Here is a 16,098-nt window from a genome sequence, read left to right as displayed (position 1 = left end):
GACAACGTCGGGCGGTTTATCATTACCACTTCAACCGACTTAACAGATTGACGTCGGTATTCTGAAAATTGCGGTAAATCATCACAATGATGCCTAGGCCCACCGACACTTCGGCAGCGGCTACAGCCATGATGAAAAACACGAAAACCTGCCCATTTGGGTCGGCGCGATAAGCGGAGAAGGCGGTTAGCAAAACGTTCGTGGCATTGAGCATCAGCTCGATACACATGAAAATAATAATGGCATTGCGCCGCGTAAGTACTCCAGTTACGCCAATGGCAAACAAAGCCGTGGCAAAGTAGACGTAATACTGAAGTGGGACGGTGCGAATGACTTCCGGGATGGTCTGTTCCATGCAGTTGGGCTAGCCGACAAAGCAAAAAGCCCCCGAAGCTCGGCCGGGGCTAATTAGCTGGCAAAGGTATCCTGAAAATCGGAAAACGCACACTCTATAAGCAGGTAACACGAAGCTCGGCCGTGCTTTAACGGCTGAGATAATGGAGCTGGAGTAAGTAGCTGAACCGTGTGTTGGTGTTTGAGGGCAATTGCTGGAAAAAGCTCCCTAGCGTCTACTCGTAGAGTAAAGGCCCTAAGCAGGGTGATGGGCGCTGCTAAATAAGCACGCGGACAGCGCCACAAAGCCGGCTCTCAGTTCTACTTTCAGCGAGCCTCACAGATACTTTGGCTACCATAAAGTATTTTGCTAATTCATCCGTCTGTCTCGGCAGAATGGAAACGCTACCTCTCAAGCTTGACGCGACGCTGGCAATGACCGCAGGCCACCAGGACCAGCAGATACAAGAAGCCGTGCGCGCCCAGCGCGGCCGGCTGCTGCAGTTCATCCGTCGCCGTATACCCAACGAGGCGGAGGCCGAAGATGTACTGCAGGACGTCTTTGCCGAACTCGTGGAAAGCTACCGCCTGCTCAAGCCGGTGGAGCAAGCTGCGGCCTGGCTTTTTCGGGTGGCCCGCAACAAAATTACGGACCTCTATCGTCGCAAAAAGGCTGTTTCGCTAGAAAATGAGCTTGTAAGCGGCTTTGATGACGAGGATGACTCCCTGCTGCTCGCCGATGTGCTGCCCGCCCCCGACGACTCGCCGGAAAACCGCTTGCTGCGCGAAACGCTGATGGAGGCGTTGGCGGAAGCTCTGGAAGAATTGCCCCCCAACCAGCGCCAGGTATTCGTGTGGCACGAGTTGGAAGAGAAAACCTTCCGCGAGATGGAGGCCGAAACCGGCGTGCCGCTCAAAACGCTGATTTCGCGCAAGCACTATGCCGTTCAACACCTGCGCAAGCGCCTGCAAAAACTGTACACTGAGCTATTTACCGACTAAAAAAGCCCCCAGAAGATGCTCATCCCACTAAGCTTCTCTTCGGTGACAAAACATACTTCCTAAAACCACCCCCATGAATCGTTCATTCTGGCTGCTACGCGGCCTCAAGTTTATCTTCTTTGCCACTCTGTTTGTGGCCGCCGCTGGCTTCCTAACCATGAGCTTGTGGAACTGGCTGGTGCCGGTGCTTTTCAATGGGCCTGCTATTAATTTCTGGCAAACACTTGGCTTGCTTATCCTTACCCGCATTCTCTTTGGTGGCTGGGGCCGTGGAGGCCATGCCGGAAGCTGGGCGCAGCGTCGCGAAGCGTGGCGCCAGAAAATGGAGACGCGGATGGCTCACCTGACACCCGAAGAGCAGGAGAAATTTCGCCAGAAGATGCGCTCCAGCTGCGGCCCGTCGTGGATGCGGCGGAAGGAGGCCGAAGAAGCCGCCACCGCTACCCCAGCACAGTAGCAAAGCACAAAAAATGCCCCCCTGAGATTTCAGGGGGCTTTTTTGTGCCGTGTTTTAAGGTAAGCTTATTCCAAATCTCCGCCGGCTGCCCAGCGCAGCGTGGCCTGAGTTTGGGCGTATTTGGCTTGCAGCTCAGCCAGCTTTATCCGGCCACTGACGAGTGAGGCTTCGCGGGAGTTGAGCAGAAACACGGAGCTTTCACCGTTTTCAAAGCGGATTTGTTCGCCGTTGCGCAGCTTTTGTGAGTTCTCAACTACTTGCTCCTGCACGCGGAGCTGCTCGCGCAAAGCTTCCCAATCGTTGGCAACGGTGCGCACGGTGGTTTGTACCTCCCGCGTGTCCTGCTGCAAGTCTAGTTCGGCTTCGCGGCGCTTTAGTTGGTTGAGTTGCAACTTGCTCCGCTCCTGGCGCAGCAGCAACGGATATTCAAAGCTTAGGCCCAGCTTATAGTTGTTAGCGAAATAGGTGTTCGTCCATTGCATGTCGCCTTCCGGTTGGAAAGGCTGACCAGTGCGCAGCAAGTTGTAATCGACAGAAAGCTTGGGCAATAGCTTGTTCGACAAGAGGCGGCGTTCTATGCCCAGCTGGTTGAGCTTGGCCCGGGTCTTCGCCAATTCAGGATGAATCTGGCTGGCCAGGTTTACGAGCGCTTGCACTGAGTCGGGGGGCAATGAGCGCCAGGCGGTGGGAGCAGGTAAGGCTTCCGGGCGGGCGGTGGGGGCAATTCCCGTGGCTGATTCTGCTCATCCCATAGATAATTGCTGACCAGAAGCGTCACATTTTGCCACTGCACCCTTGCCTGCACTAGCTGCGCCTGCCGATTCTGAAGCTCAGTCAGTGCTTCTACGGAATCGATGGCGGCCAGGTCGCCCTGCCGGACTCGCTCGCGTACGGCCCTGAATCGTACCTCCGCCAGCTCGGCATTGAGGCGTAATAACTCTAAGCGCTGGTGGCTTAAGCTCCACTCCCAGTAATCCTTCGCCGCCGAAAGCAGAAGCTTGTTGAGTGCGCCGCGGCGCTCCGCTTCCGCCAGACCCGCCAATGCCTGCGCTTGCCGGATGGCTGCCCTTCGCTCATCAATAAGCAAGCCCTGCGCCAGCGGCACCGATATGCCCAGATAGCTCAGGCCGCTTTCGGGCGTCCGTATTTGCTCGCTTACATAAGTGCCCACATTGCGCTCAAAGCCCGCTTTCACGTCGAAGCCAAACCACACCGGAACCTTAAGGGCATTGTCCCAGGTGTTGAAATAATCCTTGCCTCCCAATGTCTTGCCGTAGTATTTACTGCTCACCGATGGGTCGAGCAGGCCGCGGGCGTAGCGGATTTCCTGCTGCGCGCGCTCGGGCAGCAAGCCGGCTTGCCGGGCCACCGGGTGCCGTAGCGTGACGTGCGTAAACAAGTCAGTGAGCGTAAAGACAAGCTGCGTCGTGTCGCGCGGCAATGGTTGCGCCGTCGCCCGACCAACTGGCAACAACCCAAGCCCAGCCGCAAGGAGCACAACCAGCGAAATGACGTAACGAACCATGAAAGGCAAAGGGGATTTATGCGGTGATGACAGAATACGCGGTATTAGGTGTGGTTACTCTTCGGCCGTAGCATAATTTTCAGTTTTATCTGCTTTCACCAGCTTGTCAGTCTCCTTCGGTTTGCCCACAAAATTGGGCGGGAAGCCATTCAGCTGGCGCCACAGTTCATACCAAATGGGCACATCGTCGAGCAGAGCCCAGCCATACACGCCGCTGCCAACTCGCAATGGAGGGGGCCAGGCCTCCGTGTCAGGATCCGGGATAACAAGCACGCGGTACTGCCCTTGGCTATCAATGTTATCGATGACGGCTACCACGCCCCCGAAGGTGCCGAAGCTCGTGCCGGGCCAGCCCGAAAATACCAGTGCTGGCCAGCCATCAAACTGTAGCCGGACCTTGCGGCCCACTGAAAGCAGCGGAATATCCATGGGCTTCACATAAAGTTCAGCGGCCAACTGAGGTTTTGAGGGCATCACCGTCACGATGGGCTCGCCTTCTTTAATAATCTCGCCAAGGCCTTGTTTAAGGGCTCTTACTACGTAGCCATCCTGCGGAGCTGTAATGCGATAAAAAGCGTCGCGGATGCTCAGATTAGCATATTCGTTGCGCATTTTGGCTATTTGCCCCTCCGTATCGAACTGGTAAGCGGTAGCACTTCGCCGGTCACTCTCCGACTTCGCTAGCTTGTCCTGGTACTCAGCGCCGAGAGAAAGCAGCTCCAGGCGGGCATTTATCAGCTCCTGCTGGCTCACTCCCAGCTTGTTTGCCACCGCCTGCTGCTTAGCCGTCGATTCCTGAAATTTAAGCCGCCGCTGCTCTACTTCAGTTAGTGATTTCAGACCCTGCTGGTAAAGTTTTTCCTGCCGGTCGAGCTGCTGACGTGCAATAGCAAAATCAGTGTTGGCAGCCACCAGTTCAGCACTATCGCTCAGCACTTTCAGGCGGCTTTGACGCACTTTGTTTCGCGCTTTATCGAGGCTTACCCGCAGGCCTTCGCGCAGCGCTATCTGTTGCTGGCTCAGCGCGATTGCCTTTGCGCTGTTCTCGCGCAGTGAACCCTCTTTGGCCGCTAGCTGCTCACGAGTACGAAGGAGTAAGTCAGGATCGAAATACTTGTCTTTTATTTCCGCAATATCGACCAAGGTATCGCCGCGTTGTACTAGTTGTCCTTCCTTTACACGCCAGCGCATAATGCGGCCGGCAATTGTGCTGGGAACCGTTTGCGGACGGTCTTGGGGGCGCAGCGTGGTGAGCGTGCCCGTAGAGCGAATGTTTTGGGTCCAGGGCAAAAAGCCGCATAGCATCACCAACATTCCCATGCCAGCACACCAACGAGCTAGTACTCGGCCTGTGCGCGGCGTTTGCACCCGCTCAAACGAGGTGAAGCGTTTGGCTTCCGGGTGGTTTTCAGGAACAGAATACTCAGCGAAAGGCATAGGATGAAAACTGTAAAATTCGTTTCGGAGCTTGCGGCCAGCGGGAGTCTTGTAGTGCTCATACAAGCTGGCGGCAAGACTACATGGGGGGCATTTTTAAGCAACAAAGAGCTCCTGCAGCTCAGGCTGCTGGGCAATGACTGCATAGTCGCCGGTGGCAACCAGATGCCCGTCGCGAAGCACGGCAACACGTGGGCAAAGTGCCAGCAGGCGCGGGTCGCTGGAAGCCAGAATCAGCGTCCAGGGCATGTCGGGCGACAGCAGGCGCTTCAGTATCCGCCGCCGCTCAGCCGATTCTACAGCGGGCAGAAAGTGGTCGAGCAGAAGCAGGCGGGGGCGACGTACCAGGGCGCGGGCCAGCAGCAGCTTTTGCTTCACGTTGTCAGCCAGGGGAGTGCCAGTAGTCAGGTAGGTGCCCAAGCCCTGAGGCCAAGCATGTAGCTTATCACGCAGCCCTACCAGATCGAGCGCCCAGGAAATATCAACGGGCTGAATTTCAGGTTGATTAAGCGTTATATTCTCCAATACAGAGCCACTGAACAAGTGCTGATGCGAGAAATTCGATCCCATCGCCCGCGACAATGTTTCGGGGGAAAGGTCACGCAGAGCGATATCATCATAGGTGATAACGCCTTGGTAAGTATCAAGCAATCCACCCATAACTCGCAGGAGCGTGGTCTTGCCCGAGCCATCGTAACCAGCCAATCCTAGGTGTTCGTTGGGTTGTAGGTTTAAGGATACATCGTGCACAACTTGGCGGTTTGCGTTCGGATACTGATACGTTACGAGGTGCAAATCGACCGCTACACCACGATTACTGGCTGAAAAGGTAAGGTTGGCACTTGGCTGGTTTTTGATGCTAGGCAACTCCAGCACATGACCGATTTTATTGATCGAAGTGAGAGCATCGTAGAGGACATCCAGCTTGATCAGGATTTTCTCAACTGCTCCAATAGTGAGGATAATGACGATTTCAGAAGCTACAAACTGGCCAATATTGATTTCTTTGGCTACCAGTAGCCAGCAGCCAATAGTTAGCAGGCCAGCCGTAATAAGGGTTTTGAAACCAACAAAGCCTAAATACTGCGTCATCAGTACCCGAAAGTGCGAGCGTCGGGCCATGAGATACCCATTGACGTGCTCATCGGTACGGTCGAGAACCATGGCATGGCGTGGCGCCAGGCGAAACGTATGAACCGTACGGGCCACATCCTCGAGCCAAGACACTACCCGGTATTTGTATTTTGACTCCGTAAGGCTCGTCTCTAGGCCTCTTCTCCAGGTCAGGCGTAATAGCAAGCCCAGAATCAACACCAGGAACAGACCAAAAACGATAAAGGCCGGATGGTAGAAGGATAGCAGGAGCAACCCAAACAGGATCTGGACACCAGCCGAGGAAAAGTCAATCAATAGAATAGCCAATCCTTTTTGCAGAGTAGGCGTGTCGAGCATCCGATTCATAAGCTCTGGCAGGTACTCATCGCCCAGGGCTTCAGTGCGCACGCGAGGCAGATGTACCGCGAAATCGAAGGCAATCCGAGCAAACAAGCGCTGCTGCAGGAACTCTACCAAGTAAATCTGCATGATCTGCAGGCCTCCAACTATCACCGTTCCCACCGTGATAAAAGCGATGAGCACGATTAAGGAAGTGCTCACTGCTCCGCTCGATACAAAGCCAATCACACTCTGCACGCCGAGGGGCAATGATAAAGTAATAAGCCCCGCTAGCGCTGCGTATACATACAGGTAAGCGATATCGCGCCGTTCAGTCAGCAGCAGCCGCCACAAGCGTTGACCTGACGTAGGTCCAGATGAAGTTTCAGCCATAACGGAGACTGTTGAATGATGATTACTTGCTTAGTACTGAAAAGGCGATGCTCTCCAAAAACCCCAGAATATCTTGCTTAGCCGTTTCAGGAGTGGGTGCATCGGCCAAAGAAGGCAAGTGCTGTGAGAAAAAGAGCTGCTTGCGCGCTGACTCAAGCAACGTGCTTACCAGGGCGTGCGGATAGGGGTACTGGGGGGCAATTTCCTGGACTACCGCCGTGATGTCGGCACACAAGCTTTTGTATTCACGATAAAAGCCATCATGATTTACTTGGTCAACCTCGCGAGTAAGGTAGGTCTTAGAGGCCTCCGCCACTACCACACGGTACAACGCTGCCTCGTCTAGCTCGGGAGTTGTGGCATTATCACTGTGAGCGTTGGTGATAATACCTAGGATGAGCCGGAGCCGGGCGTTCGGATCGGTCACATTGTGCGTGTGAAAGCGAATTTGAAACCGAAGCCACGCCCAGTGCCACGAAATAAGATAAACCAGCAAACGGTGCTTGTTTTCAAAGTACCGGTATAGCGACGCCTCCGTGGAGCCTATCTGCTGGGCCAGCTTTTTAAAGGTGAACAGCTCAAATCCCAATTCGTCAATAAGCTGCACGCTCGTAGCTATGATCTTCCGACCAAGATCAGTCTCATGTGGATCACGCAAAAAAAGCTTCTCATTAAGCTCTGGACGCAGCGTAGTTAACATTCTCGAGGAAGGATTGTGGTGTTCAGGTTGTTGTGCGTCGCGCTGCCTAGCGCTCTCCTAAAAGCCGCTCCAAGGCTACAAAAGCACTCCTGAGCATATCTGACTGAGCGCAAATATATACAGCTCTCTTTGATAATAGTTTTACTACTATGAATAATTAATGTGCTTTTAATCTTGATACTCCTACTCTGTTGAGTTTTAATTCAATAGTTTATTAGATCCTGGCCTTAGTGGGCAGATAGCTAAAGCTTAAAAAGAGAAAAGCGACCACTGATTGTTCAGTGGTCGCTTTTCTCTTTTTAAGCTTTAGCTATCTAGAAGTTTCGCTCGCCCGTTTCCCGTTTACCCAGCATCATGGCGCCGACCATTGCCACTATAAACAAGACCGATACCAACTCAAATGGCAGCATGTATTGCTTATACAGCACCATACCCAACCGGTCTACCATGCCAATCTGCGAATCGAAAGTAGATGCATCAACTCCGCCGGGCTGAATATCGCGCAAGGCAGCAACCAGAATAAGCAGAAGTGAGCCGCCCGCTATGGCCGCTGCTATCTTAGACAAAGCCGACTTATGGGGCTCCGTATCAGCGTTCAGGTTCAGGAACATAATCACGAACAGGAACAGAACCATAATGGCCCCCGCATACACAATAATGTTCACGGCCGCCAGAAACTGCGCGTTCAGCAGCAAGTAGTGTCCTGAGATCGTGAAAAACGTGAGGATCAGAAACAGCACGCTATGAACCGGGTTTTTGGCTAGCACCACACCAAGCGCGCTAAACAGGGCTACAAACGACAGAAAGAAAAAGAGAGAGGACATAAGCGAAGGTAACACCAAGAGAAATAGCGGAGCTCATTTCACTTAGTCGTTGAGTAATCGGGGCTGGGGGTTTTTTTATCGTTTCCAGCAAGTGGTGGCCCGTTCGGCAGCGACCTGAACTTAGGCCGGTTGCTGAGCCATTTTATTGCGCAATACCTCTGCCTGCTCGGGTGTCAGCTGAATGCCACGCTGAGAGCGAGCATCCGGTGATACAGGCTCTACTAAGCGGTCCTTGCCGTAAATGAACTCGTCGCGCTCGAAGCGTGGGGGAGCCATTTTATCGGCTTGCAGGTACACGGCGGCTTTCGGGCAGGCTTCCTCGCAGAGGCCGCAGAAAATGCAGCGCAACATGTTCACCTCGTAGCTGACGGCGTATTTCTCTTCGCGGTAAAGACCTTCTTCGCCCTTCTTCCGTTCGCCGGCTACCATCGTAATAGCTTCGGCGGGGCAGGCTACAGCGCAAAGGCCGCAAGCAGTACACCGTTCCCGGCCCTGCTCATCGCGCTTAAGTACGTGTAGGCCACGGAAAATAGGAGAGAACGGCCGCGTTTCCTCCGGATACCGAATGGTAGCCTTCTTGGAGAAAAAGTGCCGCATTGTAATGCTCAGACCTTGGAAAATAGCCGGCAAGTATGCACGCTCGGCGAGCGTCATCGGCTTCTTTGCCAGTATCTTGGCTCTATTGCTTAAGGGTTGCATGATGGTTAGTTTCTAAATCCGAGTGAATCGGATGAGCAGCCTGGGAATCTACTTACGAGCCGAATTACTGCAGCAGCCACCACTTCGGTACCTGTGGGATAATGTTGAACACAATTAGCCCCCAGTAAGCAGAATATTGAAAATGGCCAGCGGAATCAAGATAGTCCAGCCCAAGCGCATGAGCTGGTCGTAGCGGAAGCGGGGCAAGGTCCAGCGCACCCACATAAAGAAGAAAATGAAGGAGAAAATCTTAACAAAGATGGCTACCACTCCTAAGCCCGTCACAATGTTATGGGCCGTTACCATTCCCTGTGACTCAGCCAGGAAAGCGCGCAACTCATACTGGAACGGGAAGTTGAAGCCGCCAAAGTACAGCACGCTCATCACGGCCGAAGCCACGAACACGTTGATATATTCAGCGAATAAGTACAGACCCATCTTCATTGAGCTGTACTCAGTGTGATACCCACCTACCAATTCCGTTTCGCACTCCGGCAAATCGAAAGGAGTACGGTTGGTTTCAGCGAAAGCGCAGACAATGAAGATGATAAAGCCCAGCGGCTGCTTTACAATGTTCCAGAATTGCCACTCGCCGGGTACCGACTGTTGCAGCGTGATTTCGCGCAACGACAGGGTTTCACTAATCATCAGTACCGCAATCAGCGAAAGGCCCATGGCCAGCTCGTAGCTTATGTTCTGTGAAGCGGCACGAATGGCCCCCAGCAACGAGAATTTATTGTTGGAAGCCCAGCCACCAATCATAATACCATACACCCCCAGCGAAACTACGCCGAACACATACAGCATTCCGATATTTACTTCAATGCCTTGCAGCCAGATGATGGTGCTGCCGAACTGTAAATAGTTGCCGAAGGGAATAACCGCCGACGCCATCAGGGCCGTGACCATGGCCAAGCAGGGCCCAAAAACGAAAAGCGCACGATTGGAGCCGGCCGGGAAAAACTCTTCTTTCGTGAAGAGCTTAACCGCATCAGCCAGCGGCTGCAGCAACCCGAAAGGGCCAGCCCGATCAGGACCAACCCGGTCTTGCAGAAAGGCCGCAATAACGCGCTCCGCATAAGTAGAATACGTGGCGATGAGCAGCGAAACGCCGAACACCACCAGAATAACGAGGGCTTGCCAGCCCAGTGCGGGAAGTTCCATGTATAATATTACTAGTTCTGGTTACTGCCTGTGTATAAGTTAGTTATAAACTCAACAATACACAGTTAGTATCTAATTAATTACCCAATTTCAGGGGAGGATTTTGCTCCAAATCGCGCACTGAACTCTCCGGCAAATCTGCGATAATCTGCGGATTTATTACGGGCAACTCATAATGGTTGGCCGAAATAACTGACGTCCGATCGATGTGCGCGGGACCTTCAATAGTCCAGTCGGAGGTTTCCTTCTTCTCGAAGCGACACTCGTTGCAAATCCACTCTTTTACTTCACCGTACTCGTTTTTGCGAGCTGTTATACGCAATACGTCTTTGCCTTTGTACCACAGCACTACGTTGCCGGTGCACTTGGGACAGTCGCGGTGGGCATTTACGGGCTTAGTAAACCACACCCGCTGCTTAAAGCGCCAGGTTTTGTCAGTAAGCGCGCCAACCGGGCATACGTCGATGACATTACCAGAGAAGTCATTGTCGATAATGTTCTCGATGTAAGTGCCGATTTCGGAAGCGTCGCCGCGGCCCAATACGCCGTGTACGCGCTCTGGGGTGAGCTGGTCGGCGGTGTACACGCAACGGTAGCACAGAATGCAGCGCGTCATGTGCAGCTGAATTAGCGGGCCGATGTCAATCTTCTCGAAGGTGCGGCGCTCTTCTTCGTAGCGGGTAGTGGACACGCCGTGCTCGAAGGCGAAGTTCTGTAAGTCACACTCACCAGCCTGGTCGCACACGGGGCAGTCCAGGGGGTGATTGATGAGCAGCATTTCCACAATGCCCTTGCGCACATTGAGTACTTGCTCGGAAGTGGTGTTTTCCACGACCATGCCATCTTGCACGGGCGTAATGCACGAGGCCACCAGCTTAGGCATCGGGCGCGGATCTTTGGTAGAACCAGCGGCAACGCGCACCAGGCAAGCCCGACATTTGCCCCCCGAGCCCTTCAGTGGGGTATAATAGCACATGGCCGGCGGCACGATACCGCCGCCTATGGTGCGAGCCGCGTTGAGGATGGTTGTTCCATCCGGAACTTCTACCTCGATGCCGTCAAAAGTTATTTTAGCCATTATAAGTGGTCAGAAACGTATTATCTGAACCGAAGCAAAGGTATTTCCCGCAGAGTTTGACTTCGTCGTCCTTCGGTTCGCAGTGTTCAGTAAGTGGTAAAGATGAATGCCTTAGGCCAAAACGGCTTTGCCAGGGTATACCGCGCCAGGGCGAGTAGCTTCCTGCGGATGCTTTACGTGCCACTCAAACTCGTCACGGAAGTGGCGTACTGCCGCAGCTACGGGCCAAGCCGCTGCTTCACCCAAGGGGCAAATTGTGTTGCCCTCAATCTGCTTGGCTACGCTCACCAGTAGGTCGATATCGTGCAGAGAGCCATGGCCGTGCTCCAAGCGGTGAAGCACTTTCTCCAGCCAGCCCGTGCCTTCGCGGCAGGGTGAACACTGTCCGCACGACTCATGGTGGTAAAAGCGCGAGAAATTCCAGGTGTTGCGCACGATACAAGTCGTCTCGTCCATGGCAATAAAGCCCCCGAGCCGAGCATGGTGCCCGTCACGAAGCCACCATCGGATAGTGACTCATACGTCATGAGGCGTGGCTCGCCGGCGGCTGTTTTCAAGATAAGCTCATTAGGCAGAATCGGGACGGAAGAGCCACCAGCTACTACAGCCTTCAGCTCACGTCCTTTCCAGATGCCGCCGCAGTATTCGTCGGAGTAAATAAACTCCTCAACGGGAACGCCTAATTCGATTTCGTAGATGCCGGGCTTATTCAAGTGGCCGCAAGCGGAAATAAGCTTAGTGCCCGTGCTTTTGCCAATGCCGATTTTAGCGTACTCGTCGCCCCTTCGTTCACAATAACTGGCACCGCAGCAATCGATTCTACGTTGTTGACCACCGTAGGCCGGGCATAAAGGCCTTGCACAGCCGGGAATGGGGGCTTATTACGCGGGTTACCACGCTTGCCTTCCAATGATTCCAACAAAGCTGTTTCCTCGCCGCAGATGTAAGCGCCACCGCCGGGGTGAACATGCAAATCTAGGGAGTAGCCCGAGCCGAGAATGTTTTCACCCAAAAAGCCAGCCGCATAAGCTTCGGCAATAGCTTTTTCCAGAATGCGCAGCACGTACAACAACTCACCACGGATGTAGATGTAGCTGGTGCGCGCGCCCAGAGCATAGCTGCCCGTAATCATGCCCTCAATGAGCAGGTGCGGCAGCTTCGACATCAGCTGGCGGTCCTTAAAGGTACCAGGCTCCGATTCATCAGCGTTGCATACTAGATAGCGCGGCACACCTTCTGGCTTAGCTAAAAAGCTCCACTTCATACCCGTTGGGAAGCCCGCGCCGCCGCGCCCGCGTAGGCCCGACTTTTTGACTTCCTCCACCACCTCATCGGGCGTCATCGTCTTAAGAGCCTTTTCCACGGAGCGGTAACCACCGTGTTTGCGGTAGACCTCAAACGTGTCGATTCCCTCGACATTTATATGTTCAGTTAATAGCTTGCGTCCCATGATTTCTCCAGCGTAAGGGGTAGGAGTGAAGGGTTAATTGTATTTATTCTCCAAGCGAGTAAGGCGCTTGAATGCTAAGCGTTAGTTTGCTGCTCTTCCCACGGCAACAGCGGGCGATGCACCATACTGCGTAATTCAGTGAGCATAGCATCTACTGCTTCGGGCGTTTCAAGGCTCTCGTAGTATTTCTCCCGCACCTGCACAACCGGTGCAAAGCCACAAGCCGCCAGACACTCAACCATCTTAATAGTAAACATGCCATCAGGTGAAGTTTCGCCTACTTTAGCCCCTGTAATGCGCTCCAAGTTCTCCGTCAGCTCATCCGAACCGCGCAACATGCAAGGACCCGTGCGGCAGATTTCCAGCACATGCTTGCCAACCGGCTTGAGATTGAACATTGTGTAAAACGACGACACCTCATACACCTCGATTGGCTTGAGACCCAGCGTTTCGGCTACCAAATCTTGTACTTCAGGACTGACCCAACCGCCAAACTCCGCCTGAGCGATGTGGAGCAGCGGCAGCAGGGCCGATTTCTTGCGGTCCTCAGGGTATCGCTTAATGATGCGCTGAATCTCGGCTTGGGCAGCGGCCGAAAATTGAGGTTTAGCGGGAGCAGTCGTAACTTCCATAGGGGGCAAATTCAACAAAAACTACGCGTCCAGTTCGCCGGCAATTACATTCATCGAGCTTAGAATCACGATGGCGTCGGAGAGGCTGGTGCCTACTACCATTTCGGAGTAGGCTTGGTAGTAAATAAAGCAGGGGCGACGGAAATGCAGGCGATACGGCGTGCGGCCGCCATCCGAAATCAGATAGAAGCCCAGCTCACCATTGCCGCCTTCCACGGAGTGATATACCTCACCCACCGGCGCTTCAATCTCACCCATGATGATCTTGAAGTGGTAGATCAGAGCCTCCATGTTTTTGTACACGGCCTGCTTAGGGGGCAAATAATAGTGGGGCGCGTCGGCGTGGTACGGACCTTCGGGTAGATTATCAAGCGCCTGATTGATAATGCGCAAGCTCTGCCAAATTTCCTCGTTGCGAACCAGGAAACGGTCATACGTATCGCCATTGGTGCCTACCGGGATTTCAAAATCGAAGTCCTCGTAAGATGAATAGGGGTTCATTACCCGCACATCATAGTCAACACCAGCGGCCCGCAGGTTAGGACCCGTGAAACCGTAGTTCAAAGCCTTCTCCGCCGAGATCGGACCCACGTTTACCACTCGATCCATGAAGATGCGGTTGCGGGTAAACATGCTCTCAAACTCACGCATTACAGCCGGAAACTCCTTCAGCCACTTGCGCAGCTTCTCGATAGCCACGGGCGAGAAGTCGCGCTCCATACCGCCTACCCGACCCATATTGGTCGTAAGACGCGCGCCACAAACTTCCTCGTAAATCTCGTAGACCTTTTCGCGCTCCTGAAACACGTACAGGAAGCCAGTGAAGGCGCCCGTATCTACTCCCAGAATGGAATTACAGATGAGGTGGTCAGTGATGCGAGCCAACTCCATCATAATCACGCGCATGTACTGCGCGCGCTTTGGAACGGTGATGCCTAGCAGCTTTTCTACCGTCATGTGCCAGCCCATGTTGTTGATGGGACTGGAGCAGTAGTTCATCCGGTCGGTGAGGGGTGTGATCTGGTAGAACGGCCGCCTCTCGGCAATCTTTTCGAAAGCCCGGTGAATGTAGCCAATGGTAGGAACGCCGGAAATGATCCGCTCCCCGTCCATTTGCAGGATGTTCTGAAAAATGCCGTGGGTAGCAGGGTGCGTCGGGCCCAGGTTCAGCGTCGTTAGCTCTTGGCTAAAGTCGTTGAGGGTGGGCACGAGCTGGTTGTGCTGCTGCTCGCGGGCTTCCTGGTGAATCTTATGGGTGCCTTCCAGCGTGTCGTTTACTGCCATGATAAAGGTATCAGGGGCCTAGCGGCCGAAAAACAGGTCAGTTTTGTCTTCGCGGGTGCCGTCCTCCAGCGGATACTCTCGCCGCATGGGGTGGTAGTCCATATCCTCAACATTGAGAATACGGATGAGGTTGGGATGGCCCGTGAAGATGATGCCGAAGAAGTCGAAAGTCTCGCGCTCCATCCAGTTCGCCGTAGCGTAGATGTCGGTGAGCGTAGGAACGGCCGGATCGATAATCGGGAAAAAGATTTTTAGCCGTAGGCGCACATTGTGCACTAAGCTGTGCAGATGATAGATCACTCCCAACTCCTGACCCTCGTTCTCAGGATAGTGAATCCCGCACATGGTGGTCAGAAAGTTGAACTGCAGGATTGGCTCGCCGTGCAGGGTCTGAATGATTTCGTGAATCCGCTCGCGCGTGGTTGTGGCCGTTAGCAAGCCGTAAGGCTCTTCTACGTCGGTAAAAGCATCTTCGCCAAATAGCTGCTGAAGGGTAGTGAGCACCCGAGCATTGGTCAGCTTATTAGGGTCGGTTTCGATTACAGCAGTTTGAGCAACAGTGGATTCTTCGTTCGATTCAGCCATTTTAGGAAGAAGCTAGAAGCTAGGTCTAAGGAGTCAGGAGCATAATATTCTAGCTCCTGACTCCTTAGACCTAGCTTCTTATTTAATGTTATAAGAGGCCAACAGCGCCTGATACTCAGGTGAGTTGCGGCGGCGGATAGACTCGTTTTTAGCCAGGTCCTGTACCCGCATCAATCCGTCGAGCACTTGCTCAGGACGGGGAGGGCAGCCGGGCACGTACACATCAACGGGGATGATACGGTCGATGCCCTGAAGTACAGAATAGGAGTCAAAAATGCCCCCCGAGCACGCGCAAGCGCCCATAGCCAGTACCCAGCGAGGCTCGGCCATTTGCTCATAAACCTGCTTCACGATGGGCGCCATTTTCTTGGCAATCGTACCCATTACCATGAGCAAGTCGGCCTGACGAGGCGAAAACGAAGGCCGCTCCGAACCGAAGCGAGAGATGTCGTAGTGCGAACCCATCGTAGCCATGAACTCAATGCCGCAGCAAGAAGTAGCAAAAGGCAAAGGCCAGAGCGAATTAGCGCGGGCAATGCCAACTACCTTTTCCAAGGAAGTTGCAAAGAAGCCTGCACCCTCAATTCCTTCCGGTGCACCTACTGTTTTGATTTCAGGAACTCGTATATCAGTCATAAGAAAGAGTCTATTTCAAGAATGGGAATACCCATCTGACGAACACCAGCCAGGTCGCAAAAGTTTGCCTTTTAGCGCTCTGTCCAGCGTAATACGCCCTTTTTAATGACGTACACGAAGCCTGCCATGAGCAGGGCCAAGAATACAATCATCTGAAGAAAGCCTTCAGTACCTAACGAGCGAAAGTTGACAGCCCAAGGATACATGAAGATAACTTCCACGTCAAACAGCACGAATAGAATGGCTGTTAGGAAGTACTTTACCGAAATCGGAGTGCGGGCGTTACCCACCGACTCGATGCCGCACTCGAAAGAACTGTCCTTCACGACGCTCTTGCGGTTAGGGCCAACTAGGTGAGATACGATCATTGCAAAAGCAACAAAAGCTAAGGCAAACCCAAGCTGAACCAGGATGGGGAGATAATCAGAAGGCTGGTATTGCGCAGCAGGAAGGGCAAGAAACATA

The 16,098-nt window shown here is 53.5% G+C and carries 17 protein-coding genes and 1 pseudogene; 2 read left to right on the top strand and 16 right to left on the bottom strand.

The genetic code is table 11. From position 1 onward, the window contains the following. Nucleotides 1-22 precede the first annotated feature (22 nt). Nucleotides 23-355: an NADH-quinone oxidoreductase subunit NuoK gene (gene nuoK / locus H9L05_RS04025; protein WP_187310380.1), complete on the bottom strand. Its 333-nt coding sequence runs from the start codon at nt 353-355 to the stop codon at nt 23-25. Between the two features lie 374 nt (nt 356-729). On the opposite strand from nuoK, the gene H9L05_RS04020 reads away from it, so the two are divergent. Both H9L05_RS04020 and H9L05_RS04015 read left to right on the top strand, forming a co-directional pair. Then, complete coding sequence (locus H9L05_RS04020) at nt 730-1,335, top strand: RNA polymerase sigma factor (protein ID WP_223284722.1); 606 nt, start codon at nt 730-732, stop codon at nt 1,333-1,335. 73 nt (nt 1,336-1,408) lie between these two features. After that, nucleotides 1,409-1,792, top strand: a complete 384-nt coding sequence (locus tag H9L05_RS04015) for a hypothetical protein (RefSeq protein ID WP_187733125.1) — start codon at nt 1,409-1,411, stop codon at nt 1,790-1,792. A 65-nt stretch (nt 1,793-1,857) separates the two neighbouring features. On the opposite strand, the gene H9L05_RS04010 is transcribed toward H9L05_RS04015, so the two are convergent. The 15 genes and pseudogenes from H9L05_RS04010 to H9L05_RS03940 all read right to left on the bottom strand — a co-directional run bounded on the left by H9L05_RS04010 (nt 1,858) and on the right by H9L05_RS03940 (nt 16,097). After that, on the bottom strand, nt 1,858-2,448 hold the full coding sequence (locus tag H9L05_RS04010; RefSeq protein WP_187733124.1) for a TolC family protein: 591 nt from the start codon (nt 2,446-2,448) through the stop codon (nt 1,858-1,860). After that, nucleotides 2,433-3,317, bottom strand: coding sequence for a TolC family protein (locus H9L05_RS04005; protein WP_187733123.1), 885 nt, complete (start codon nt 3,315-3,317; stop codon nt 2,433-2,435). Before H9L05_RS04005 ends, H9L05_RS04010 begins: the two co-directional genes overlap by 16 nt. A 54-nt stretch (nt 3,318-3,371) precedes the next feature. Continuing rightward, nucleotides 3,372-4,754, bottom strand: a complete 1,383-nt coding sequence (locus H9L05_RS04000; protein ID WP_187733122.1) for an HlyD family secretion protein — start codon at nt 4,752-4,754, stop codon at nt 3,372-3,374. Nucleotides 4,755-4,850: 96 nt separating this feature from the next. Next, nucleotides 4,851-6,581 (bottom strand): peptidase domain-containing ABC transporter, encoded by a 1,731-nt coding sequence (locus H9L05_RS03995; protein ID WP_187733121.1) that lies wholly within the window; start codon nt 6,579-6,581, stop codon nt 4,851-4,853. 22 nt (nt 6,582-6,603) lie between these two features. Beyond that, the gene (locus tag H9L05_RS03990) at nt 6,604-7,281 is read right to left on the bottom strand and encodes a TetR/AcrR family transcriptional regulator (protein WP_187733120.1); all 678 of its coding nucleotides are present in this window, start codon (nt 7,279-7,281) and stop codon (nt 6,604-6,606) included. A 314-nt stretch (nt 7,282-7,595) separates the two neighbouring features. Beyond that, on the bottom strand, nt 7,596-8,105 hold the full coding sequence (locus H9L05_RS03985; protein ID WP_187733119.1) for an NADH-quinone oxidoreductase subunit J family protein: 510 nt from the start codon (nt 8,103-8,105) through the stop codon (nt 7,596-7,598). A 120-nt stretch (nt 8,106-8,225) separates the two neighbouring features. After that, nucleotides 8,226-8,804, bottom strand: coding sequence for a NuoI/complex I 23 kDa subunit family protein (locus H9L05_RS03980; RefSeq protein WP_223284721.1), 579 nt, complete (start codon nt 8,802-8,804; stop codon nt 8,226-8,228). Nucleotides 8,805-8,918: 114 nt separating this feature from the next. Continuing rightward, the gene (nuoH, locus tag H9L05_RS03975) at nt 8,919-9,968 is read right to left on the bottom strand and encodes an NADH-quinone oxidoreductase subunit NuoH (protein WP_187733118.1); all 1,050 of its coding nucleotides are present in this window, start codon (nt 9,966-9,968) and stop codon (nt 8,919-8,921) included. Nucleotides 9,969-10,044: 76 nt separating this feature from the next. Then, nucleotides 10,045-11,046 (bottom strand): 2Fe-2S iron-sulfur cluster-binding protein, encoded by a 1,002-nt coding sequence (locus tag H9L05_RS03970; RefSeq protein WP_187733117.1) that lies wholly within the window; start codon nt 11,044-11,046, stop codon nt 10,045-10,047. A 111-nt stretch (nt 11,047-11,157) separates the two neighbouring features. Beyond that, nucleotides 11,158-12,496: pseudogene (gene nuoF / locus H9L05_RS03965) on the bottom strand (NADH-quinone oxidoreductase subunit NuoF). 74 nt (nt 12,497-12,570) lie between these two features. Continuing rightward, nucleotides 12,571-13,128 (bottom strand): NADH-quinone oxidoreductase subunit NuoE family protein, encoded by a 558-nt coding sequence (locus H9L05_RS03960; protein ID WP_187733116.1) that lies wholly within the window; start codon nt 13,126-13,128, stop codon nt 12,571-12,573. Between the two features lie 21 nt (nt 13,129-13,149). Continuing rightward, the gene (locus H9L05_RS03955) at nt 13,150-14,412 is read right to left on the bottom strand and encodes an NADH-quinone oxidoreductase subunit D (protein WP_187733115.1); all 1,263 of its coding nucleotides are present in this window, start codon (nt 14,410-14,412) and stop codon (nt 13,150-13,152) included. 18 nt (nt 14,413-14,430) lie between these two features. After that, nucleotides 14,431-14,997 carry an NADH-quinone oxidoreductase subunit C gene (locus H9L05_RS03950; protein WP_187733114.1) on the bottom strand — a complete coding sequence of 189 codons (567 nt, stop codon included), beginning with the start codon at nt 14,995-14,997 and terminating at the stop codon, nt 14,431-14,433. 78 nt (nt 14,998-15,075) lie between these two features. Next, on the bottom strand, nt 15,076-15,633 hold the full coding sequence (locus tag H9L05_RS03945) for an NADH-quinone oxidoreductase subunit B (RefSeq protein ID WP_223284720.1): 558 nt from the start codon (nt 15,631-15,633) through the stop codon (nt 15,076-15,078). Nucleotides 15,634-15,704: 71 nt separating this feature from the next. Next, nucleotides 15,705-16,097, bottom strand: coding sequence for an NADH-quinone oxidoreductase subunit A (locus tag H9L05_RS03940; RefSeq protein ID WP_187733113.1), 393 nt, complete (start codon nt 16,095-16,097; stop codon nt 15,705-15,707). Nucleotide 16,098 lies beyond the last annotated feature (1 nt).

The organism is Hymenobacter qilianensis, assembly GCF_014489555.1.
GTDB lineage: Bacteria > Bacteroidota > Bacteroidia > Cytophagales > Hymenobacteraceae > Hymenobacter > Hymenobacter qilianensis.
This window is presented reverse-complemented; position numbering and strand designations above follow the sequence as displayed.

What these genes read in the sequence shown, in the direction of transcription:
- H9L05_RS04015 (WP_187733125.1), top strand. Translation starts at nt 1,409, where the DNA reads ATGAATCGTTCATTCTGGCTGCTACGCGGCCTCAAGTTTATCTTCTTT.
- H9L05_RS04000 (WP_187733122.1), bottom strand. Translation starts at nt 4,754, where the DNA reads ATGCCTTTCGCTGAGTATTCTGTTCCTGAAAACCACCCGGAAGCCAAA.
- nuoK (WP_187310380.1), bottom strand. Translation starts at nt 355, where the DNA reads ATGGAACAGACCATCCCGGAAGTCATTCGCACCGTCCCACTTCAGTAT.
- H9L05_RS04020 (WP_223284722.1), top strand. Translation starts at nt 730, where the DNA reads ATGGAAACGCTACCTCTCAAGCTTGACGCGACGCTGGCAATGACCGCA.
- nuoH (WP_187733118.1), bottom strand. Translation starts at nt 9,968, where the DNA reads ATGGAACTTCCCGCACTGGGCTGGCAAGCCCTCGTTATTCTGGTGGTG.
- H9L05_RS03945 (WP_223284720.1), bottom strand. Translation starts at nt 15,633, where the DNA reads ATGACTGATATACGAGTTCCTGAAATCAAAACAGTAGGTGCACCGGAA.
- H9L05_RS03970 (WP_187733117.1), bottom strand. Translation starts at nt 11,046, where the DNA reads ATGGCTAAAATAACTTTTGACGGCATCGAGGTAGAAGTTCCGGATGGA.
- H9L05_RS03985 (WP_187733119.1), bottom strand. Translation starts at nt 8,105, where the DNA reads ATGTCCTCTCTCTTTTTCTTTCTGTCGTTTGTAGCCCTGTTTAGCGCG.
- H9L05_RS03950 (WP_187733114.1), bottom strand. Translation starts at nt 14,997, where the DNA reads ATGGCTGAATCGAACGAAGAATCCACTGTTGCTCAAACTGCTGTAATC.
- H9L05_RS03955 (WP_187733115.1), bottom strand. Translation starts at nt 14,412, where the DNA reads ATGGCAGTAAACGACACGCTGGAAGGCACCCATAAGATTCACCAGGAA.
- H9L05_RS03995 (WP_187733121.1), bottom strand. Translation starts at nt 6,581, where the DNA reads ATGGCTGAAACTTCATCTGGACCTACGTCAGGTCAACGCTTGTGGCGG.
- H9L05_RS03960 (WP_187733116.1), bottom strand. Translation starts at nt 13,128, where the DNA reads ATGGAAGTTACGACTGCTCCCGCTAAACCTCAATTTTCGGCCGCTGCC.
- H9L05_RS04005 (WP_187733123.1), bottom strand. Translation starts at nt 3,317, where the DNA reads ATGGTTCGTTACGTCATTTCGCTGGTTGTGCTCCTTGCGGCTGGGCTT.
- H9L05_RS03940 (WP_187733113.1), bottom strand. Translation starts at nt 16,097, where the DNA reads ATGTTTCTTGCCCTTCCTGCTGCGCAATACCAGCCTTCTGATTATCTC.
- H9L05_RS03980 (WP_223284721.1), bottom strand. Translation starts at nt 8,804, where the DNA reads ATGCAACCCTTAAGCAATAGAGCCAAGATACTGGCAAAGAAGCCGATG.
- H9L05_RS03990 (WP_187733120.1), bottom strand. Translation starts at nt 7,281, where the DNA reads ATGTTAACTACGCTGCGTCCAGAGCTTAATGAGAAGCTTTTTTTGCGT.